Here is a 21,413-nt window from a genome sequence, read left to right on the forward strand (position 1 = left end):
ACTTCAAACCCCTCGAGCCCCCTCCATCCCCCATGCTCGAGGCAGTCGTCTTCGACCTAGATTACACGCTGGCGGTCCCCGACCGGGACCGGGAGACGTTGCTCACCGAGGCGACGGCCGCGGCCGGCGCGCCGCCGCTCTCGCGCGAGTCGTACCTCGAGGCCCACCGGAACAACCTCACGCGCGAGAGCCGCGAGCCAATCTTCGCGGACCTGCTCGCCGACCACGACACGAGTGCCGAACCCGGCGCCATCGCCACGGCCTACCGGGAGTCGATCGCCGACGCCCTCACGCCGCTGGCGGGCGTCGAAACCATGCTCGAGGACCTCCGGTCGACCTACCGCGTGGGACTCCTGACGAACGGGCCCGTCCGGGCCCAGCGGGACAAACTCGAGACGCTCGGTTGGGAAGGCCGGTTCGACGCGGCGCTGGTGACTGGCGAGCTCGAGGCGGGCAAGCCCGATCGGCGGGCGTTCGAGGCAATTCTGGGGGAGCTGGCTGTCGAACCCGAGCGAGCCGTGTACGTCGGCGACGAGCGCGAGGCGGACGTGGAGGGGGCAACTCGAGCCGGAATGCGGGCGATCCAGGTGCTCCGATCGGACACCGAACCCGACTCGCGGGCGGTCGCTCACGTCGACCAGTCTGCCATCACACGCGAACTGCCTGCTGTTCTCGCGTCGCTGTAACCACTCGCATCGGCACGTGGTCGCTAGAGTCGCGTGCGGTCCTGGCCCGTCACCGATACATTGGGGCCACCCCCACGGTGATATCGCGCATACCGGTTCCGGGCTACTAACCGCATGCTCACCCCGACATGGAGTAAATGTGGACGTAGCAGCTCTTGATTCCAGAGTAACCGCTAAACTGAAAGCGAAAGGTAGGGGTCTCAGTGAATATGCTCCCTAACGAACGAAGGAGTTCACAGAGGGGACGATCGCTTTACCATCGTATTGGCCGGAACACTTGATGGTCATAACCACGACAACTGTCCGGAAGATGTGTGTAGAAGCGGTCTATGGACGAACCTAGGAAGAGATCCTAAAGAAGGCGGTTATCGCTCGAGATGGCGTCCAGGACAGAGGGAGGCATGAGCAGGACAAAGAGAGTGACCCGGAAAAGAGGGAGAAATCACGCTCTCAAAAATTCATAATCGGTTACTGTCTTGCGTTTTCGGGGTTAGCGGTCACCAGGAAGAGAAACGCTACGAAGAGGGCCCCAAGCCAGTCTCACCAAATCGAATTCGCTGGTTTAGAGCCTTCTCTGGAGGGGATCTCACTCACCCACTCGAGTCGAACGTGTGGCCGACCAGTACACGACTCGAAAGTTCATAATCGGTTCCCTGCTATCGGTTTTGGGGTACTAGATAGCACTGGAATTACCGGAGAGACTGAGACACTTTCCGAGAAGGCAAACACACGCGAGAGCACGTCTCGAACCGGATATGAACGTTTAACGACTCGAGTCCTGCATCTGCTCAGCGAGCGCCGATCACGAAACGGACCTCGCTCACCCATTAGTCTCGGCAATCACCAAAACATACGCGAAGGCTCCTTAATCGCCTCGAGGGGGCTCTTACTCGATGATTGGGTCACAGGTCATGCTCTCGAGGGAGGCCCTTATCGTGCAATCCTTCCTAGACTATCTTCATAATCGGCCCTCGAAACAGAGACCAGACCTACTCTTCCGGACAGAGAACCCGATTATGAGGTATCTGATACGCGATTAGTACGTTTTGTTGTAAATCGACCAGATGCCGTGCCACCTTCGCGCTCTCAATTCGCACGACAACCGAAATGTATCGCCATAGATGGATCTCACGAGGCACAGTTCGCATCGTCTTTCCGCGACGAGGAACTGGACGCAAATAATCGAAAATAGCCACATTAATAGTTCCATTCGTGCAATTCTTGCACAATGGTACACGGGAAGATGGCTGCGTCCGGCCACGAACAGGTAACGCACTTCGTCGACGACGAAACCGGCCTGGAGGCGATCGTCGCCATCCACGACACGACGCTCGGCCCCTCTCTCGGCGGCACTCGGCTACTCCCCTACGAGGGCCACGACGCCGCCCTGCGCGACGTCATGCGCCTCTCGCGCGCGATGACCTACAAGGCGGCCGCCGCCGACCTCGACTTAGGCGGCGGGAAGGCCGTCATCCGCGCCGATCCGTCCGAGAAGACCGAGGACCTGATGGCGGCCTACGGACGGATGATCGACCGACTCGGCGGCTACTACATCACCTCCGTTGACGTCAACACCGGCGTCGCGGACATGGACGTGATCGCGGGCGAAACCGACCACGTCGTCGGTACGAGCGCAGGACTCGGAGATCCCTCGCCGATCACGTCCCGCGGCGTCTTCGAGGGACTGCGAGCCTGCGTCGAGGCCACCTACGGGACGCCGGACGTGGACGGCCTCTCCGTCGTCGTCCAGGGCGTCGGGAAAGTCGGCAGCGGCCTCGCCGAACTCCTCGACGAGCACGGCGCCGAGGTCGCGGTGAGCGACATCGACGAGGAAGCGACCGCCGCACTCGCCCGCGAGTACGGCTTCGAGACCGTCGCCCCTTCGGCCGTCTACGAACAGCCCTGTGACGTCTTCGCCCCCTGTGCGATCGGCGGCGTCGTCAACGACGAGACGATTCCCCAACTCGAGTGCGACATCGTTGCCGGTGGGGCGAACAACATCCTCGACGAGCGGGCCCACGCGCAGGCGCTCCGGAATCGGGACATTCTCTACGCGCCCGATTACGTGCTCAACGCGGGCGGTCTGATCACCGTCGCCGCTGAACATACCGGTGACACGAGAGAACAGGCGCTCGCCGACGCGATGGCCATCGGCGACCGGACCCGGACGCTCATCGAGCGCGCCGAGGCCGACGACGTAACCGTCCTCGAGGCCGCGGATCGGTACGCGCTCGAGCGGATCGAGGCGGCCGAGGTCGAGGCGGCGTCTCCGTCGTCCAGGTAATGCCTGAGCCGGACCGACCCGATCTCTCTTGGACCGAGTCCCTCCCGCGTCCCGGAGTTCACCGGCCACCGGTGTCCCGAGCCGCGGCCTGCACGACGGTCACGCCGCGTTTGACCGTCGCGGCGCGCTCGAGAAAGACGAGCGTCTTCGCCGGCGTCGTCGCCTTCGGGCGCGTTCGCAAGTCGGCCTCCCCGGCGGCGTCGACGGCCGCTTCTCGTCCCTGGTCGAACTCGAGGTGGGCCCGATCCGGGTGAACGAAGACGCGAGCGAGGCGCTCCAGCGGGTCGCCGTCCTCGTCCACGAAGGAAATATCGAACGCGCGAGCCCCGCCGACTGCCGGTTCGACGTTGCGGTCGGCGTTCGTCACCGCGAGTGACGCGAGTTCGTCGTCTGCCCGCCCGTCGATTTCGGAGGCGAGCAACTCGGCGATCCGCCGGCCGTCGGTAATCCGATCCTCGACCATACGCGCCGTTGTCCCCGGGCAGGCTAACCGTCTTCGATCAACGCCGAGCGGGCTGTAGGGGCGAGTTCGCCGACGTCGATCCCCTCACCGCTGGCGTAGACGACCGCAGCGGCCTCAATCGTGATCGCGTACTCCTGCTGGAGCGAGTTGATCGCGCCGACGGCCTCGTGCTTTTCGACGCCCGAGGCGACCAGCGCGTCCAGCACGCGCTCGAACGTCGAGCGCTCTCTGAGGAGGTCGTCGCCGGGGACGAAGTCGTCGTCGATGGTCACGCTCGAGGGATCGAACGTCGCCACCAGTTCGGGACCATCGCGCTCGAGGACGCCCTCCTGGGTCGCGACGTCGATGAGTCGCTGTGACTGGTCGGGTGAGAACCAGTCGCGATCGAGCGACAGCGCAACGACGAACTCGTTTTCGCGCAGTCGGTTCGTTCCGTGTTGTTTGAAGGGCGCGGCGACCGCGACGCGAAGGCTCATCGAGAACGACTCTCGCGACGGGGTGAATAACGTTGACGATTCAGGTTACCCTCAGTCCGACGCTCGCCTACCCTGATTCCGATTGGCTCGAGACGGCGGTGGAACTTGCGTCGACGTCACCTCGGGCGGGTCGGGAAGCACGCAGCGATCGAGTTCACGGTTGACGTGAGCGTACTCCTCGGGGGCGTTCGCGAGGGGATGTGCGGGGTTCTGGCTGCTGTCGATGCGAGCGGCCCGGACCTCGCCGAAGCGGTTGAGTCTGGCAATGATCCCGCGCCAGTGGTGAGTCGTCGCCGCCGGGACAGTGTACGGACGCGGCGGTTTGCGGTCGGGGTGTCCGGCGGCCAGGATCGCGGCGTTGACGTTGCTCGCGAGTTCGTCGTGATCGACGAGGATGCCGACGCGGGCGTCGACCGGCGCCCTGGCTGCGAGGACGTCGAGACCGAGGTGGAGTGCCCGGTACTCCGCGACGTTGTTGTCCGGCGGCACGTCGGTGGTCGCGATGCGACCGACGCGCGTGCCGTCGCGCGTTTCGATGACGGCCCCGAGGCCGCCACCCGCCCGTCGGAAGGACCCGTCGGTGGCGACGTAGAAGTCACGATGATGGGTTGACGGGGGGTGGGCGATGTGCGGTGTCGGCGACTCGTCGAACAGATCCCGAAGTGCGGGGCGGCCGTGAGCGGCCATATGCCGCTGTAGGACAGTCAAGTACTTAACAACTAGGCCGTCTCTCACCGAGCGTTAGTCGATCGGTTCCACCAATGTGCTGGTCGATCGAATCCAACAACGTATAAATAGGATGATTGTACATGTATGCGTATGCAGGGTGCTGACAAATTCACCACGAACCGCCGGAACGTCCTCCGATACACAGCCGGTGCGACCACGCTTGGACTCGCATCGATCGCCGGTTGTATCGGTGATGATCCGGACGATGGTAACGGCGGCAACGGGAACGGCAACGATAGTAACGGTAACGGCAACGGCAATGGAGGCGGTAGCCTCGACGAGATCACGCTGACGCTGACGCAGTTCCCGGACACCCAGGACCCGCTCGATCACATCACCGGGGACTACTTCAACGTCTACGACCACATCTACGAGCCGGTCTTCGACTTCCAACCCGGCGAGGGTATCCTCCCGCGCATCGCCGAGGAGTGGGAAGCACAGGGCGACGGCACGACCGAGGTCTCCCTCAGAGACGACGTGGTCTTCCACAACGGCGACGACCTCACCGCCGAGGACATCGCCTGGACGATCAACCGAACGATCGACCCCGATATGGGAGTCCAGAGTCCGATCGGCACGTACGGTCTCGGCTCCATCGAGGGCGCCGAAGCCGTCGACGAGACGACCCTCTCGATCAGCTACGGCGCGTCGGCCGGCCTCGCGGAGTTCGAGTTCGGGAACTACGCGCGAGCGATGAACAAGCAGTGGGCGGTCGACAACTTCGATGCCGAGAACGAAGCGATCGCCGGCGCTGATCCCGAAGCGTTCAACGGGACGGGACCGTACCAGGTCGTCGAGTACACCTCCGGTGAAGAAATCGTCGTCGAGGCGTTCGACGACTACTGGGGCGACCAGCCGCCGTTCAGCCGGGTCACGTTCAACGCCTCTGGCGAGTCGAGCAGCCGCGTCGCTGCACTCGAGACCGGCGAGAGCGACGTGACGATGAACATCCTCCCCGAGGACGTCCAGACCGTCCAGGACGCCGACGGCATCGACATCCGGAACGTCACGAGCTTCCGGAACATCTTCTGCCCGATGAAGAACACGGTGGAACCGTTCGACAGCCAGGAGTTCCGCCAGGCGATGAACTACGCCGTCGACAACGAGGCGATCGTCAGCGAGATCCTCAGCGGATTCGGCGAACCACGAGGACAGCCGGTCGCACCCGGTATCAACGGCTTCAACGACGAACTCGGACCGTACGAGCACGACCCCGGACGTGCCGAGAGCCTCGTCGAAGACAGCGGCTACGGCGACGTCGAGATCACGCTCACCGCCCCGCAGGGTCGCTACCTCAACGACGCCGCGATCGGCGAGCGCGTCGCCGACATGATCAACCAGCTCGACAACGTGAGTTGTGAGGCCGAAATCGTCGAGTTCGGGACGGTATCCGACGCCAACCAGGCCGGCGTCGACCCCAACGAGTTCGACATCCCGTTCTACATGATCGGCTGGGGGACCATCACGGGCGACACCGACTACGGCGTGCAGGGATTCTTCACGATTCCCGACAACCCGTCGCGAACCTTCGACGACGAGGAACTCAGCGACGCGATCCTCGAGACCCAACAGATCGACGACCCCGAGGAACGGACCGCGGCGCTCCAGGAGGTCAACGCGATGGCGCGTGAGAAGGCGCCGTTCGTCTTCCTGCACACCCAGGAGAGCATCTACGGGGCGAACAGCAACATCCAGTGGGAGCCCCGCGAGGACGAGACCATCTACATCTGGGAGATGGAGAACTAAGTCGGCCCTCAGCACCATCGAATAGAAACGCCATCTGACTTTTGTAGCGCCGAACGATCGGGTCCAGTAGTGACATCTCGGGCTCCCGTTCGGGTCCCGAAACCGCCAGAATCGGTCGGGGACCGACAGTATAATTAATGTTCGTGGATTCCTTCGATACATTCCGATGGCACTGAGGAAATTTCTGGTTAGACGAATACTGCAGGGCGTATTCGTCCTCTGGGGCGTGGTGACGGTCCTGTTCGGCCTCCGGGCCGTTTCACCGGGTGATCCGGCGACGCTGATACTCGGGCAGGGGGCGAACCGGGAGCTCGTCGAACGGGTCAGAGAAGAGGAGGGGCTCAACGATCCCATTTACGTACAGTACTTCGATTACGTCGAGGGGCTGCTCAGGGGAGACCTCGGCTATTCCTGGCAGTCGAGCCGGGACGTTTCGGCGATGGTCATCGAGCGAATTCCGGCGACGGTCGAACTCACGGTCGCCGCGACGATCGTGGCGATCGTCATCGCAATTCCCCTCGGAGTCGTCTCCGCGACGCGCCGGAACGAGCCCTCCGATTACGGCGCGACGCTGTTTTCACTCCTCGGAATCAGTACGCCGAACTTCTGGCTCGGGCTGATGTTGATCCTCGTGATGAGCGTCTGGTTCGGTATCCCGTATCCGGACGTCGCCACCGATACCTTCTCTATCGGAATCGTCCACATCCCGTATCCCACCTACATCGGCTTCGACTTCTACGGGTTCCCGACGGGGAGGCGTGGCGTGAGCTTCGCCGACGCAGTTCGGGCGATCGTCTTCGACCAGTCGATCAACGAGATGGGAACCTGGTTACACTACATCACCCTTCCGGCGATCACCCTCGGGACGTACTTTACCGCGCTTATCACCCGGCTCACCCGGAGCGGCATGATCGACGAACTCGGGAAGCCATACGTGACGGCGACGAAGGCGAAAGGGTTGCCGAACCCACTCATCCGATACAAGCACGTCCTTCGTAACACGATGATTCCGATTATCACGGTTCTGGGCCTTCAGATGGGGTCACTGATCGGCGGGTCGGTTATCACCGAAACCGTGTTCAACTGGCCGGGTCTCGGCCTCCGTCTGGTCGATGCGCTGAACGCTCGAGACTGGCCACTGATGCAGGGGATTATCCTCTTCATCGCCATCTCGTTCATCGTCATCAACATCGCTGTCGACGCGCTGTACACGTCGCTCAATCCGCAGGTGAACAACGAATGATCTCCAACCGAATTACGTCGAATCTCAAGCAGACGTTCGTCGAGAGTCTCCTGCCCAAAATCGGACTGGTTCTCCTGGTCGCAATCATCCTGATGGCGATTTTCGCGCCATTGCTGGCCACCCACGACCCGACCAGGACGGGGTACTACGCCGAGAGCGGCTCGCCGTACCCACCGCTGGGCCACTCCTACGAGACGCAGGTCGCCCAGGAGGGCGAAATCGGTGATGTCTCCGTCGAACCCACGAGCGAACACATCCTGGGAACCAACAACGTCGGACAGGACGTCTTCTCGCGGTTCGTCTACGGCGCTCGCGTTTCGCTGCTGGTCGCCTTGTTGGGAACCGCACTGGCCATGGTCGTCGGGGTTCCAGTCGGGCTCATCGCCGGCTACTACGGGGGCCGCGTCGACGACGGACTGATGCGGGTCGCCGACACGATGTTGGCGTTCCCCTCGCTCATCCTCGCGATGGCGCTGGTCGGCGTCTTCGGCTCCTCACCGATCTACGTCCCCGACCCGATCGTCGTGGCGGGACTCGCCGACGGCATGCCCGAATCGATACCCATTCCCGGTTCGGTGACGGTCGTGGCCGGTCTCGTCATCTGGGTCTGGTTCGCGCGAGTCGCTCGCGGAGAGGCCCTGTCGCTACGGAATCAGGAGTACGTTAAGGCGAGCAAGAGCTACGGGATGTCGAGTAGATCGATCCTCACCAAGCACATCCTCCCGAACAGCCTGACGCCCATCATCGTCCTCGCGACGATTCAGGTCGCCGTGGTGATTCTCCTCGAGGCGTCGCTGGCGTACCTCGGGTTCTCCGGCACGACACTGTCGTGGGGGTACGAAATCGAGCGTGGGCAGGACCTCCTCCGGACGCGCCCGTGGATCGCGATGATTCCTGGAATCGGCATCATGCTCACGGTGATTGCGGTCAACCTGCTCGGCGACTGGTTCCGCGATGCGCTCGACCCGAACATCGAAGGAAGCGAACGAGGTGCCTAACATGAGCGACGACATTCTCCGTATCAGCAACCTATCGACCCAGTTTTTCACCAGTGAGGGACAGGTAAACGCTGTCGACGACTTCGACCTGACGATCGAACGCGGCGAGGTCTTCGGTATCGTCGGCGAAAGCGGGAGCGGAAAGAGCGTGACGGCGCTTTCGATCATGGACTTGGTCGAATCGCCAGGGGAGGTGACGAGCGGGTCGATCGAGTACCGAAATCCGACGTTCGCCGACGCGATGCGAGAATCCCATCCGGCGGCCGTCGAGGGAGAGATGGTCGACCTGCTCGCGATTCCCGAGGAGGCTCGTCGCTCGCTCAGGGGCACCTCCTTCAGCATGATCTTTCAGGATCCCGAGAGCAGTTTCAACCCCAGTCTGACGGTCGGCGAACAGATCGCCGAAGCCGTCGAGGTCCAGCAACGGGCGACCCCGAACCCGCGTTCCGGCGAGGCTCGAACGCGGGGGCCGGAGTACTCCCTGAGATCGTACGTCATGTCGATGGCACTCCCCTCGAAACGCTACGTGAGCGAGGAGAGTAAGGCGAAAGCGATCGAATTGCTCAAGACCGTGGGGATTCCGGACCCGGCCCAGCGCGCCGACGAGTACCCCCACGAGTACTCCGGCGGCATGCTCCAGCGGGCGATGATCGCTCAGGCGCTTGCCGGCGAACCGGACATCCTGATCGCCGACGAACCGACGACCGCGCTCGACGTGACGATCCAGGCCCAGATCCTCGACCTCCTGGACGACCTCCAGGAGGAGTCGGGCATGACCATCCTGCTGATCACGCACAACCTCGGCGTCGTCGCCCGAATGTGTGATCGCGTCGGCGTGATGTACGCTGGGGAGATCGTCGAACGCGGCACTCTCGAGGACGTCTTCGACCGGTCGGTCCACCCGTACACGGAGGGACTGCTCGGGAGCGTTCCCGATCTCGAGGGAACCGCCGAGCGGTTGCGATCGATCCCGGGGAACGTCCCGAGCCTCCTCGATCACGAGATGCCCGACCGGTGTTACTTCGCTGATCGGTGCCCGAAGGCGATGGATGAGTGCCTGAAGAAGCCGCCGGCGTACGCGGCCGAGGGAAGTGCAAACCACACAACGAAGTGTTATCTCGCGGAGATGGAGTACGACCCGAATCAGGCGCTCGAAAACGATGCTCTCGAGCGGGAGGCGACGGCGACGACCGACGGAGGTGAGTCACAATGAGCCTCGATACCGGAAGTGACCAGCCGCTGGTGCGCGTCGAGGGACTCCGCAAGTACTTCTACGAGCAAGATTCGTACATCGACCGGTTGTTTGGGCAGGAGCCCGTCGCCGTCCGTGCGGTCGACGACGTAGACTTCGAGGTGCACCGCGGCGAGACGCTCGGTCTCGTCGGCGAATCTGGCTGCGGGAAATCGACGACGGGAGAGACGCTGTTACACCTGCAAGAACCCACCGACGGCGTCGTCCAGTTCGAGGGCCAGAACGTCTTCGAACTCGAGGGCGACCGTCGCAACGAGTTCCGGCGGAACGCACAGGTCGTCTTCCAGGATCCGTTCTCGAGCCTCGATCCGCGAATGACGATCGGAAAGACGATCCAGCAGCCACTCGCGGTCCACGACGTCGGCACTGCCGAGGAACGCCGCGATCGGGCCCAGGAATTGCTCGAGCGCGTCGGCCTGTCGGCCGACCAGATCGATCGCTATCCACACGAGTTTTCGGGCGGCCAGCGCCAGCGGATCGGCATCGCGCGGGCGCTCGCCCTCGAACCCGAGTTCATCGTCCTCGACGAACCGACGAGCGCACTCGACGTGAGCGTCCAGGCACAGGTCCTCAATCTGCTCGAGGACCTCCAGGAGGAGTTCGACCTCACGTACCTGCTCATCAGCCACGACCTCTCGGTCATCCGCCACATCTGTGATCGGGTTGCCGTCATGTACCTGGGCGAAATCGTCGAAACCGGCCCGGTCGAGGAAATTTTCGGCGCGCCGAAGCACCCCTACACGCGGGCACTGCTCGAGAGCGTCCCGCGGGCGTCGACCGACGAGCGCGATCGCGACCGCGAAACGCTATCCGGTGACGTCCCCTCGCCGCGGGACCCGCCGAGTGGCTGCCGGTTCCGGACGCGGTGCCCGAAGGTGATTCCGCCCGAAGACGTCGCTATCGAGCAAGACGCCTACCGGGAGATCATGACCCTCAGAGAACTGGTCGAACGGGAGAATATCAGTCTCGAGGTCGCCAGCGACCACGCCGTGATGACCGACGAGGGAATCGACGTCGACCCGGCCGATACGGACGCCTTCGTCGCGGACCTGAAGGCCCACGTTCTCGACACGCAGCTGCCGCCGAAACACGATGCGGTAGTCGAGGATGCGCTGGCGCCACTCGCCAACGGGGACTGGGACGAATCCGCGACGCGGTTGCGCGACGCCTACGAGAGCGTCTGCGAACTCGAGAACCCGGAGTTGGGGAACGACGCTCACCCCGTCGCCTGTCACCTCTACATCGACGAGCGCTGACGTTCGACGAATCTGGATTTTCCTGGGAAATGGCGGATTACTCCCTCGAGCGCCCCGTTTCGGACGCGATGCTTTTGCGCGTTTCTCGCGTATCGGTGCTATGGCGAGCAAAGCACCGATCTACTGCGAACTGTGTAAGGAGACGATCGACACCGACGAGAGCCTCGAACACCACCTGTTGAACGAACACCGACCGCCCGAACTGGCCGAGCGGCTCGCGTCCCAGTGGGAATCTGAAGAACTGGGCGATCCTTCCTGACGGATTTGTGTGCTGTGTACTGTGAGCCGTTTGCTGTGTGCTGTGTGCTGTGAACCGTGTGCTAAGCGACGTGATCCGTAGAGGCCACTCGAGAAGCGGCTTTTGAGCCTGGCAACCACACTGAACGCAGGGGTGACCTCGATAACCGGACTCCGGCCGCTGTCTCGTGCACTTCGCGAATGGATCGGTTCGGCTGCGTCGCCGACCGACCGGCGTTCGTACCGTTTACGAGCATCGGTTCTCGAGCCGTGGATCGATATCGGCGATTACACCGTTTTCTGACGACAGTAACGGCGATTACGGCTTCGCAATCGATGTTACTGGCAGACCCGAGATTTGTAATCGAAATTATCGGCGTGTTCGGTTTAGATAACAAAGTAGGGTATCCTCGAGAGGATGTGTTGGCGGGCTATCCGCCGGATGAAACAAATGTCAGGAAAGGACCGTTTTGTCGTAGCTTTCGTCGCGTTATTCGTGGCGACCGGCATGATCTTTGCCGGGAGCGCAGTGGCGCTAGGGGCGACATCGGCATCAGATGCATCGAATTGTGAACAGGCGGAAGTAACGATCGTCAATGGGGCGCAAGATAGCTATCAGGAAGCCGACGGCGACGAGAATTACCAGGACCAGGTCGCCACGGTAGACGGCGAGTTGCTACAGAGTCAACTCGCGACCGGCGACGACAACTGCCAGGAGGCGACCCAGGTGCTCTACTACCAGCAGAGCCAGGAGCAGTGGGCGTTGTTCGGTGACGACAACGAGCAGGTGGAGGACCAGGGTATCCTCGTTTTCTACACACAGAATCAGTCCGCCGAGGGTGACGACAACGATCAGAGCGCCGAACAGCACGGAGACATCCAGCAGGACCAGATCCAGTACGTCATCCTGGGTGTCGACAACGACCAGCTGAGCGCCCAGGAGGCGGCGCAGGTGCTCGTCCAATCGCAGTCCGTCGAGGGTGACGACAACGACCAGAGCGCCGAACAGAACGACAACAACATCAGCCAGTTCCAGATCCAGCTTTCAATTGCTGGGAACGACAACGCGCAAGGCGCGAGTCAGACTGGCGTGCAGGTGCTCGAGCAATCCCAGACGGCCGAGGGTGACGACAACGACCAGAGCGCCGAGCAAAACGACAACGACATCGGCCAACAGTCGGTTCAGTTGGTGATCTTCGGCAACGACAACGAGCAAAATACTACTCAGGCTGCCGAGCAACTCTTCAGCCAGGAGCAGTCCGCCGAGGGTGACGATAACGACCAGAGCGCCGAGCAAAACGACAACGACATCGACCAGCAGTCGGTTCAGCTCGTGCTCTTTGGCGACAACAACGATCAGGACGCCAGCCAGAGTGCGAGCCAGTCGTTGAGTCAGGAACAGAGCGCAGAGGGTGACGATAACGACCAGAGCGCCGAGCAAAACGACAACGACATCGACCAACGGTCGGTTCAGCTCGTGCTCTTCGGCGACGACAACGAGCAATCGTCCGACCAGGACGGTGAACAAAGCAGTAGCCAGGAGCAGACGGCAGAGGGTGACGACAACGAGCAGGAAGCCGAGAGCGAGCAGGAGATCGATCAGGACGCCGAGCAGAAGGCGAGCGGCTACGAGAACGAACAAGCGTCCGAGCAAGAAGCCGACCAGGAGGTCGAGCAGGAACAGGAAGTAGAGGACGGTGACGACAACGAGCAAGAAGCCGAAGCTGAACAAGAGTCAGATCAGGAGACCGACCAGCAGACGAACGGCGACTACAACGACCAGGAAGCTGAACAGGAGGCTGAACAAGAAGCTGAGCAAGAACAAGAAGTCGAGGACGGCGACGACAACGAGCAAGAAGCCGAAAGCGAGCAAGAATCTGAACAAGAAGTCGAACAGGACGCCGACGGCGTCAAGAACGACCAGGAAGCCGAACAGGAATCCGAACAGGAGGTCGAACAGGAGCAGGAAGTCGAGGACGGTGACGACAACGAGCAAGAAGCCGAAAGCGAACAGGAATCCGAGCAGGAAACTGAGCAGGACGCTGACGGTGCCCTGAACGACCAGGAGGCCGAACAGGAGACTGAACAAGAAGCCGAGCAAGAGCAGGAAGTCGAAGACGGCGACGACAACGACCAGGAAGCCGAAAGCGAACAGGAAACCGAGCAAGAGGTCGACCAGGACGCTGACGGCGCCCTGAACGACCAGGAGGCCGAACAGGAAGCCGAGCAGGAGGCCGAATCTGAGCAGGAAGTCGAGGATGGTAACGACAACGAGCAAGAAGCCGAATCTGAGCAGGAAACTGAGCAGGAGGCCGAACAGGACGCTAGTGGTCTCGACAACGAGCAGGAAGCCGAGCAGGAAGCCGAGCAAGAAGTCGAACAGGAGCAGGATGTCGAGGACGGTGACGACAACGAGCAAGAAGCCGAGGCTGAGCAAAAGACGGAACAGGATACCGAACAGGACGCCGACGGCGCCCTGAACGACCAGGAGGCCGAACAAGAAGCCGAGCAGGAGGGCGAACAGGATCAGGAAGTTGAAGACGGCAACGACAACGAGCAGGAGGCCGAAAGCGAACAAGAGACCGAACAGGAGGTCGAACAAGACACCGACGGTCTCGCTAACGAACAGGAGGCCGAGCAGGAAGCTGAACAAGAAGCCGAGCAAGAGCAGGAAGTCGAGGACGGCGACGACAACGAGCAAGAAGCCGAAAGCGAGCAAGAATCTGAACAAGAAGTCGACCAGGACGCCGACGGCGTCAAGAACGACCAGGAAGCCGAACAGGAATCCGAACAGGAGGCCGAGCAGGAACAGGAAGTCGAGAACGGTAACGACAACGAGCAGGAGGCGGAAACCGAACAGGAGACCGAGCAAGAAGTCGATCAGGACTCGAGTGGTGTCGCCAACGACCAGGAGGCTGAACAGGAAGCTGAACAGGAGGCCGAACAGGAACAAGAAGTCGAAGACGGCAACGAGAACGATCAGGAAGCTGACCAGGAGAGCGACGTCGAACAAGAGACCGACCAGGAGGCGACCGGAACCTCGAACGACCAGAACGTCGAGCAGGACGCCGAAACCGACCAGAACCAGGAGCAGACCGTCGAGAACGGCGACGACAACGAGCAGACTGCCGAGCAGGACGCCGAGGTCGAACAAAACGCCGACCAGGAGGCCACTGGCGACGATAACGACCAGTCCATCGAACAGGACGCGGACGTGAACCAGGACCAGGAACAGACTATCGAGGACGGCGACGGCAACGAACAGACCGCCGAGCAGGACGCCTCGATCGAACAGAACGCCGAACAGGACTCGGACGGCACTGACACGGTGACCCAGACCGACGAGACCGAGGTCGACCAGACGCAAACCCAGCACGCGTCTGGCGACGACAACACGCAGTCCCAGTCCCAGTCGACCACTATCACGACCAGCCAGAGCGCCGCGTAATCGCCTTCAGCTGGTATGTTTTTTTGAAGCCGTGCGACCCGGACTCGAGTACACACGTAGAAACGCAGCTTCGTTGTTTCGTCAGCTTCGCCGTTTCGTCGGCTTCGTCGAACGTCTCGAGCGAGTCAGGCGAGTTGAGCGAGTCGACCGTCAAATGTCTCGAACGTCTCGAACGAGGGTCGACCGAGAGTCGTGCGAAAATTGCCCCGCATCAATCCAGGTTATTCGAGCCAATCGGCCAGACCAGTTCGTCTGGCTGCTCGGTCCTGGAGGCGTTCGGGGCTCATCACTGACGAAATTTGTGACGAAATGGTGAGAAACGGCACGGACTTCGATTCGTTCGACGTCTGTCCACGCCTAGTGCTGTTTCCCGTTGGTCCGACTCGCCGTTCGTTATCTACGGGTGATCGGCCTTCTTTTGTTTCTTGTAATCCGGCATGCACTCGCTCTCGTCCTCATCTTCGTTTTCGTCTTCGTCGCCATCACTTTCGTCGTCCCCGTCGCTATCGTCTTCGTTTTGGTTGTCGTCGTTTTCGTCCTCGTCATCGCCGTCGTCACTTTCGTCTCCGTCACTCGTGCTCGTGTGTTCCTCCTGCGTGCTAATCTGTACGCTCTCCTGGATCACGTAGATCGCACTCTCGTCCGCCTCGACGGCGATATCGACGTCCTGGTCGTTCAGCTGAGAACTCTCCTGTATCACGTCAGCCGTCGCATCCGGACCTGCCGCGGCGGCCATCGCTTCTTGCTCGCTGACCTGGACGTTGATCTGGGCGACGACGACCGCCGCCTCCGAGGCGGTAACGTTCACCGAGGCGAACTGCATCGCACGCTGGTCGTTCTCCTGGTGGACGACCGCCGACGCGTTCTCGCCGGCCGCCGCCGCGTAGCCGGTCTGGTCGTTCTCCTGGACGTTCAGTTGTACGACCAGGACTGCTGCCCGCTCGGCATCGACCGTGACCGTCGCGTTTTGGTTCGTCGTCTGACTGTTCTCTTGATAGACCTCCGCGCGACTGTTGGGTCCAGTCGCCGTCGACTCGCCGTCCTGTTCGGTCCGGTCGCGTGTGACTTGCTCCACCGTCACGACCGTCCCGTGATCGGTCGTGATCGTCGCTTCACCGTCGTCGACGGCGAGCGTTTCGCCGTTCGCAGTCGACGCCGTCACGTCGTTCGTGAAGTCCGCGAGCGTCGCCCCATCGGTGTCGTCCGCCGACTCCAGCAGCGTTCCCCAGACGAGTTCGGCATCCTCGTCTTCCAGGGCATGTACCTGCGTGTTCTCTTCCCCGTCGACTGCACTCGATTCGATGACGACCGCCTCGAGTTCGTCGGTGTCGAACTCGGCGAGTGCCTCCTCGACCGACATCGTTCCGTCTTCGGTCACGACCGTGGCCGAGTCGGTGCCGTTCCCGGCGTTCGTGTGCGACTGATCGGGTTCGAACGTCGTCGCCTCGAGTGGCGTCTGGGTCGCTTCCGTGACGGTACCTGTCGCTGCCAGCGATGCGCCTGCTGGGACTGCCATGCCGATCACGACTATGACAACCGCGAGCAGTGTGATCGGGATGGGAGTGTGTTTTTGCATGATAATACCGATTCTGACGACGGTAACAGTGTGTTTTAATAATGACTTCCCAACCATTCGTAGGGTGGTTCAACGGGCCTGCTGGGGCAAATTCGGGAGACCGTCAGCAGGCAGAGTCGTCGGAAGCAGCGAATATCGAGCACGTACCGCAAACGTCGCTCGAGAGAGGAGGCCATTCCCGAGGTGTACGGACTGAATACCGATCGGTACGTCCAATTACGGACCGGAGCCGGCGCGAACGAACGGAGTTAAAAGGGGGTTACGGGCCGGCTGTCGGAATCGTCACCAGGAGAGGTGTCCATACGGATACCACCACGTTCGGTAAGCCTCGAGTACGAGGGACGTAATGTGGCCTTTCGATGAGATGATTCGTTCTCTCCCGGTGAGCGAATCGATCACAGCGCGACCCGGAACCCTCGCGGTTCGCGTATGGAAACCACTCTTGATATATCGGTGCCACGAATATTTCGGCGGCGAAATGGCACGTATCGACGACCAACACGCACGATGACGAGTAATCGCGTACGGAAATTTCGACATGTGACGGTTCACGGACGATATAAGTCTAATTGTCAGCCTATAACGAGGTTCTCCCTTTAAGAGATCGGTCGTCGATGAGTCGAGTGACTGCCGTACGCATGAACGGGAATAGCCAACTGCTCGAGGATCTCTCTGAAGACATCCGGGAGATGACGAGGAATATCCGGAGACGATACGTCCTGTATTGCCTGTCAGAGCGGGACGGACCGGTGGACCTCTTCGACCTCGTCGAACGCGTCGCGAGTTGGGAATCCGGGTGCGAACCCGATCAGCTCGACAGACGAACCATCAAGTCGGTCTACAGCTCGCTCTATCAATCGCACCTCCCGTTGCTCGAGGAGCGAAACCTCGTCTCGTTCGACCGGCAACGAAAGATGGTCTCGCCGACGGATCGAACGGAACGCGTCACGATCGAATTTCGGACGGACCCATCTCCTCTCGACCGACAGTCGATGGCCACGATCGTCGGGGTCTCTATCGCAGCCGCGTCGGTGAGCCTCTGGGGAGGACAGTTCTTCCCGACTGCGATCAGTGGTCTCGTGGGAATCACCCTGCTCGCGGTCGTGCTCGTCTCGAGCTATGCCGCGTATCGATCCGCTCGACAATCGACGACGTCGATTGCGCCGGATTTCACGCTCACGGTCGACGACACGCGTCGCTAATCGAGTCGCAGTCGCTCCCTTCTACTCGAGAACAGTGAAGATTGTGTAGACTCGAGTTCCGAATTGCCCGTCGGTGACGTTTCGGATACCGAAGCTCGAAATGAGACGGCGGACCAACGGATTCGTCCAGCGCGAACGACCGAGGCCGCTACTGAGGCCAACGGAACGGTAGCCTTGAGCCTACAGTTCGTCAAGGTTCCAGTGACGATAGTGGCGATAGTAGTGATAGTGGCAATAGTGGCGAGAACACATCGAGAACGGACGACTCCCCGCACCGCTCAAAAATCGTCCACTCTCGCATCCTTTTGGCCGTCCGGTTCGTAATCGGGTATCGAGGAGGGCAGATCGGAGTCGTTGAACGCGTCGAACTCGTCGATGCCTTCGATCAGGACGTTCTCCGTTGCCGCCCCGTCTACTCGTTGTGCCACCAGTCCGCTGTGGACAGCCTGCAGTTCTTCGACGGATAGTCCAATCTCCAGAAACTCGAGGATCACCTGATCGAGTTCGTCCTGCGCACCGTCGACACCACGCACCAGCTTCTCCCCGGCCGCCGCAATCCGCACCCGTTGTGACTCGGACATCAATTCCGGGCTCGGAACCGGAACCGACGAAACTTCGTACGTGAGTAACTGAAGCGCCCCTCCGCCCTCGTGTCGGCCCCACAGCTCGAGCAGTACCTTGTACACCGTCGAGTGGAGAACGGAGGGGAGCACGTCGTGGTACGCGGTTATATCGACGCACTGAATCGCGTTCGTTGGCGCGTACCCACCGGCGTTGTCGACCGTGAACACCCGTTCGTTGTAGAACACCGGATGTAAGACGTCCGGGACGAGCAGGTCTCCCAGGTTGAACCAGGGCGTGTGCTGGGACACGGTTCGTCCATCGGGGACGCCCGCTTCTTCCCCGTACTCGAGGTAGCTGACCGTCGACTCGTACCCGTCGTTGCGCAATTCCTCCTTTACGTCTTCTGCTCGCTCGCTCGTCGAGCCCAGTCCGTCCTGCCGTGACTCGACGGCATCGACGTACGCGCCGAAATCGAGAAGGTACTGATCCGTATCCGCCACGCGATACGACTCCAGCGCTCGAATCGATCGAATCGCTGGCTGCAAGAATCGTTCGTCGATCCCCCACTGTGTGACGTCCTGCTCGTCGAGTAAGAAAAAGTCGTTGTTGCCCGTCTTGTTGCCGAACGCCACGTCTGCATACGTATCCAGCCGTCGCATCTTGTCACTGTGTACGAGCGGAATAAACGGGCTCGGACCGTACAGGTAGTGACCGAGCTTTCGTCCACCCTGTCTCTCCAGGCGAGCCTGGGGGAGACTAACGACTCGGTACGCTTCGGTCGTCTTGATTCCAAACGCCTTCCCGTCGGGAATCGACCGTCGAGCGCCCGCAATCGACGACAGTTCCTTTGGCGACAGCGACTCTTTCACCCTGATGAGGTCCATAACCGTCTCTCGGCGCTCCGCTTCGTCGGTACATCGTTCAGCGAACAACACTACCGTATCGACGAGCGCAGTGAACGCTCTGTCGGAGAACCCGACGATGGCGTGGACTTTCGTTTGATCGTACAGGAACTCTTGAAACGACTCGCCGTATTTCGTCGTCAGCCACTTCGTGGGGACGATGAATCCGAGGCGCCCCCCGTCTCGGAGGAACTGCAACGCGTGGGAGACGAAGTAGACGTACGCGTCGGATCTAGTCGAAAGTTTGTTTTGTCCGCTCGCGTATCGACTCGAGTTCTCCGCGCCGTACTTTCTCAGGTGAGAACGGAAGTGGTCCCTGTCGGGAGACAGGTTCTCCTGGCGGATGTACGGCGGGTTCGCGACTACTGCGTCGTATCTCATCGGTTCGTTTCCCGTCTCGTCTCCCTCCGATAGCCGACTATCCCTGGGAGACACGTTGAAGAAGGAGTCGTTGATCGTGTGTAACCGGCTGGTTCGCTCCTGGACGGTTCGTGACGCGAGATTGAGCGCCGTGAGGTGTAACGGGAATCGATTGACGTCAATTGCGGTGACGTTGCCGAGGATTTCCTGGTGTGTTGCGGTGGGTGCAAGTTCCTGCATTCGGTGGTACGCTTTTACCGGGAACGTACCGCTTCCGGACGCCGGATCGAGGACTCGAGGGACGCCATTTCCCTGCGGTTGCAGTGCCCAGTTACAAATCGCTTCGGCGATAGCTGGATGGGTGTAAAACTGCCCGAAGGACTTTCGCTCGAGTTCCGGGATCAGTTCCTCGTACAGTTCTCCGACCAGGTCTTCGTCGACGGTAGAGAGGTTCTTCGCTTCGATGCTTCCGTGCAACGCACGAACGGCCGACCGCGTTTTCGAGTTGTGTGGGTACGCGGCGAACAACGACGTGTCGTCGTCGAGCACCGATTCGAGGCCCACTTCCGCCTGGAGATCTTCGAACAGCCGCGCTATTCCGGTTTCACCATCGGCCGTTGAGGCGTCTTCGACGAGGGACACGAGCGGATTCCCGCTCTTCGTCTCTCTCGGTTCGGACGGCTGTTCTCGAACGACCTCGGAGAACAGGACGTGACTGGCCACCAGGTACGCGTACTGTTTGGCGGCGAGGGAGAACTGTTCGGACTCCTCGAGTGACGCGTAGTCGTTCTCTCGAACCCACTCGTCGAACGTTTCGGCAAAATCGGGGTCGGTTTCGTACGTTTCTCGGGCGAGGGTTCGAAACGTCGGCCAGCTCGCGTCGTGAAACGAGCGAAGTGGACCGACGATTCGGTCGCGTGCGCTCTGCCGGGGAAGTTCATCGTGAGTCGTGAGGGACTGAACCGCGTGGAGGATCGTCGAGAGCCGGTCGTTTGCCGACGGACCGTCGAAGTCGACGTCACGGAAATCGAGGTAGTAGTACGGAATCTCCGAAATCCCACACTGGTCGGTGTTGTGAAACAGGAAGAAGTCACGGGAGTTGCACGTCGCGAAGTGCTCGACACCTGCCGCGTCGGCATCGTCTCGAGCCTGTGTAATTACGTCGACGTCGAGGGGATTGACGCAATCGCGCTCGACTTCGATAACCAGGCTCTCGATAACTTCGGATTCGACGACAATGTTTCCCAGTCCCCGTTCGGTCCCCTCCTCAAGGCGAACGGAATCGACCGACGTTCGTTCGCGGTCGACGTAGTCCCGCAATCGCGTACAGAGAAGACGGTGGAACTCCGGTTCGGATGGAGTGCCCGGCATAGTTTGGACTCAGACGGGTCCGTATTGATTCTATTGATCAGTCGGTCACTCGAGTACCGCTCGGTGAACGGACGCGTGACGGTGGTAAGGGCTCGAGGGCGACCAGTGTCTGCAGCTAGTTGTGGCTGTGGACCATCACGTGGCAACCACCGTTATCCGTGTCCGGCCGCTACAGTCGAGTATGTCCCCCTCCGCTGAACCCCCCGAGCAATCGACGCCACGAAAGTCGATGCTCATTTGTTTCACGTGCGGTCACGAAAGCCCCCTCGAAGCGGACTGGATCCGCCGAGTGCACGACGACGCCACCGACATCGAGTGTCCGACGTGTGGAACGACGATCACCTCTCGCCCGACCAGTGCCGATTCGGTCACGGAGAGCAAGGGCGGCCTTTGCTACCGTCCAGGCGATTGAGTCGTCGACGTGCCGTTCTCGGACGGCTGTTCGGCGTCGACCAGAACTGCTCGTGGAGTGGTCGGGTTCGCTCGTGCCAGTTCACTTCTTAGCGATGGCCCTCCGACCATCTCACCGACACCCATGTCTCCCTATCCGACTGGATTAGACTAACTCGACGCAATAGTGTGGTGAATTACCGATCCTCGGCGACTCGAGTGTTCGTCTC

General features: G+C 61.1%; 16 protein-coding genes. 11 read left to right on the forward strand and 5 right to left on the reverse strand.

Translation table 11 applies throughout. The annotated features are described in order from the left end of the window. Positions 1 to 32: 32 nt before the first annotated feature. The gene (locus ACFQS4_RS08450) at positions 33 to 686 is read left to right on the forward strand and encodes an HAD family hydrolase (RefSeq protein ID WP_497901089.1); all 654 of its coding nucleotides are present in this window, start codon (positions 33 to 35) and stop codon (positions 684 to 686) included. 1,228 nt (positions 687 to 1,914) lie between these two features. After that, positions 1,915 to 2,970, forward strand: a complete 1,056-nt coding sequence (locus ACFQS4_RS08455; protein WP_497901090.1) for a Leu/Phe/Val dehydrogenase — start codon at positions 1,915 to 1,917, stop codon at positions 2,968 to 2,970. A 58-nt stretch (positions 2,971 to 3,028) separates the two neighbouring features. Here the strand turns inward: ACFQS4_RS08455 and ACFQS4_RS08460 are convergent, their stop codons facing one another. The 3 genes from ACFQS4_RS08460 to ACFQS4_RS08470 are packed head-to-tail and all read right to left on the reverse strand — an operon-like array spanning position 3,029 to position 4,596. After that, complete coding sequence (locus ACFQS4_RS08460; RefSeq protein WP_497901091.1) at positions 3,029 to 3,433, reverse strand: DUF7993 family protein; 405 nt, start codon at positions 3,431 to 3,433, stop codon at positions 3,029 to 3,031. Positions 3,434 to 3,456: 23 nt separating this feature from the next. Next, complete coding sequence (locus tag ACFQS4_RS08465) at positions 3,457 to 3,909, reverse strand: DUF2240 family protein (protein ID WP_497901092.1); 453 nt, start codon at positions 3,907 to 3,909, stop codon at positions 3,457 to 3,459. Between the two features lie 51 nt (positions 3,910 to 3,960). After that, entirely contained in the window at positions 3,961 to 4,596 is a 636-nt protein-coding gene (locus ACFQS4_RS08470) for a ribonuclease H family protein (RefSeq protein WP_497901093.1), read from the reverse strand. A 132-nt stretch (positions 4,597 to 4,728) separates the two neighbouring features. On the opposite strand from ACFQS4_RS08470, the gene ACFQS4_RS08475 reads away from it, so the two are divergent. The 7 genes from ACFQS4_RS08475 (at position 4,729) to ACFQS4_RS08505 (ending at position 14,818) form a co-directional block, all read left to right on the forward strand. Then, positions 4,729 to 6,384 carry an ABC transporter substrate-binding protein gene (locus ACFQS4_RS08475; RefSeq protein ID WP_497901094.1) on the forward strand — a complete coding sequence of 552 codons (1,656 nt, stop codon included), beginning with the start codon at positions 4,729 to 4,731 and terminating at the stop codon, positions 6,382 to 6,384. Between the two features lie 166 nt (positions 6,385 to 6,550). After that, complete coding sequence (locus tag ACFQS4_RS08480; protein WP_497901095.1) at positions 6,551 to 7,627, forward strand: ABC transporter permease; 1,077 nt, start codon at positions 6,551 to 6,553, stop codon at positions 7,625 to 7,627. Beyond that, complete coding sequence (locus tag ACFQS4_RS08485) at positions 7,624 to 8,625, forward strand: ABC transporter permease (RefSeq protein ID WP_497901096.1); 1,002 nt, start codon at positions 7,624 to 7,626, stop codon at positions 8,623 to 8,625. The genes ACFQS4_RS08480 and ACFQS4_RS08485 overlap by 4 nt, the downstream gene beginning before the upstream one ends. 1 nt (position 8,626) lies before the next feature. Beyond that, entirely contained in the window at positions 8,627 to 9,838 is a 1,212-nt protein-coding gene (locus ACFQS4_RS08490; protein WP_497901097.1) for an ABC transporter ATP-binding protein, read from the forward strand. Next, positions 9,835 to 11,133 (forward strand): ABC transporter ATP-binding protein, encoded by a 1,299-nt coding sequence (locus ACFQS4_RS08495; RefSeq protein ID WP_497901098.1) that lies wholly within the window; start codon positions 9,835 to 9,837, stop codon positions 11,131 to 11,133. Before ACFQS4_RS08490 ends, ACFQS4_RS08495 begins: the two co-directional genes overlap by 4 nt. Before the next feature lie 100 nt (positions 11,134 to 11,233). Further along, positions 11,234 to 11,392, forward strand: a complete 159-nt coding sequence (locus tag ACFQS4_RS08500) for a hypothetical protein (RefSeq protein ID WP_497901099.1) — start codon at positions 11,234 to 11,236, stop codon at positions 11,390 to 11,392. Positions 11,393 to 11,866: 474 nt separating this feature from the next. Next, entirely contained in the window at positions 11,867 to 14,818 is a 2,952-nt protein-coding gene (locus ACFQS4_RS08505) for a hypothetical protein (protein ID WP_497901100.1), read from the forward strand. A 397-nt stretch (positions 14,819 to 15,215) separates the two neighbouring features. Here ACFQS4_RS08505 and ACFQS4_RS08510 read toward each other — a convergent pair whose 3' ends face one another. Beyond that, positions 15,216 to 16,334: a hypothetical protein gene (locus ACFQS4_RS08510; protein ID WP_497901101.1), complete on the reverse strand. Its 1,119-nt coding sequence runs from the start codon at positions 16,332 to 16,334 to the stop codon at positions 15,216 to 15,218. 698 nt (positions 16,335 to 17,032) lie between these two features. On the opposite strand from ACFQS4_RS08510, the gene ACFQS4_RS08515 reads away from it, so the two are divergent. Further along, positions 17,033 to 17,596 (forward strand): DUF7344 domain-containing protein, encoded by a 564-nt coding sequence (locus ACFQS4_RS08515; protein ID WP_497901102.1) that lies wholly within the window; start codon positions 17,033 to 17,035, stop codon positions 17,594 to 17,596. A gap of 278 nt (positions 17,597 to 17,874) precedes the next feature. Here the strand turns inward: ACFQS4_RS08515 and ACFQS4_RS08520 are convergent, their stop codons facing one another. After that, entirely contained in the window at positions 17,875 to 20,793 is a 2,919-nt protein-coding gene (locus ACFQS4_RS08520) for an Eco57I restriction-modification methylase domain-containing protein (RefSeq protein ID WP_497901103.1), read from the reverse strand. 229 nt (positions 20,794 to 21,022) lie between these two features. On the opposite strand from ACFQS4_RS08520, the gene ACFQS4_RS08525 reads away from it, so the two are divergent. After that, positions 21,023 to 21,205, forward strand: coding sequence for a DUF8106 domain-containing protein (locus ACFQS4_RS08525; protein ID WP_497903169.1), 183 nt, complete (start codon positions 21,023 to 21,025; stop codon positions 21,203 to 21,205). The last annotated feature ends 208 nt before the right edge of the window (positions 21,206 to 21,413 follow it).

This window comes from Saliphagus sp. GCM10025317 (assembly GCF_042663665.1).
In the GTDB taxonomy this organism is placed as follows: domain Archaea; phylum Halobacteriota; class Halobacteria; order Halobacteriales; family Natrialbaceae; genus Natronosalvus.

Bases quoted from the DNA above. Each gene is read 5' to 3' on its own strand.
- ACFQS4_RS08450 (WP_497901089.1), top strand. From the start codon at position 33: ATGCTCGAGGCAGTCGTCTTCGACCTAGATTACACGCTGGCGGTCCCC.
- ACFQS4_RS08455 (WP_497901090.1), top strand. From the start codon at position 1,915: ATGGTACACGGGAAGATGGCTGCGTCCGGCCACGAACAGGTAACGCAC.
- ACFQS4_RS08460 (WP_497901091.1), bottom strand. From the start codon at position 3,433: ATGGTCGAGGATCGGATTACCGACGGCCGGCGGATCGCCGAGTTGCTC.
- ACFQS4_RS08465 (WP_497901092.1), bottom strand. From the start codon at position 3,909: ATGAGCCTTCGCGTCGCGGTCGCCGCGCCCTTCAAACAACACGGAACG.
- ACFQS4_RS08470 (WP_497901093.1), bottom strand. From the start codon at position 4,596: ATGGCCGCTCACGGCCGCCCCGCACTTCGGGATCTGTTCGACGAGTCG.
- ACFQS4_RS08475 (WP_497901094.1), top strand. From the start codon at position 4,729: ATGCAGGGTGCTGACAAATTCACCACGAACCGCCGGAACGTCCTCCGA.
- ACFQS4_RS08480 (WP_497901095.1), top strand. From the start codon at position 6,551: ATGGCACTGAGGAAATTTCTGGTTAGACGAATACTGCAGGGCGTATTC.
- ACFQS4_RS08485 (WP_497901096.1), top strand. From the start codon at position 7,624: ATGATCTCCAACCGAATTACGTCGAATCTCAAGCAGACGTTCGTCGAG.
- ACFQS4_RS08490 (WP_497901097.1), top strand. From the start codon at position 8,627: ATGAGCGACGACATTCTCCGTATCAGCAACCTATCGACCCAGTTTTTC.
- ACFQS4_RS08495 (WP_497901098.1), top strand. From the start codon at position 9,835: ATGAGCCTCGATACCGGAAGTGACCAGCCGCTGGTGCGCGTCGAGGGA.
- ACFQS4_RS08500 (WP_497901099.1), top strand. From the start codon at position 11,234: ATGGCGAGCAAAGCACCGATCTACTGCGAACTGTGTAAGGAGACGATC.
- ACFQS4_RS08510 (WP_497901101.1), bottom strand. From the start codon at position 16,334: ATGGCAGTCCCAGCAGGCGCATCGCTGGCAGCGACAGGTACCGTCACG.
- ACFQS4_RS08515 (WP_497901102.1), top strand. From the start codon at position 17,033: ATGAACGGGAATAGCCAACTGCTCGAGGATCTCTCTGAAGACATCCGG.
- ACFQS4_RS08520 (WP_497901103.1), bottom strand. From the start codon at position 20,793: ATGCCGGGCACTCCATCCGAACCGGAGTTCCACCGTCTTCTCTGTACG.
- ACFQS4_RS08525 (WP_497903169.1), top strand. From the start codon at position 21,023: ATGCTCATTTGTTTCACGTGCGGTCACGAAAGCCCCCTCGAAGCGGAC.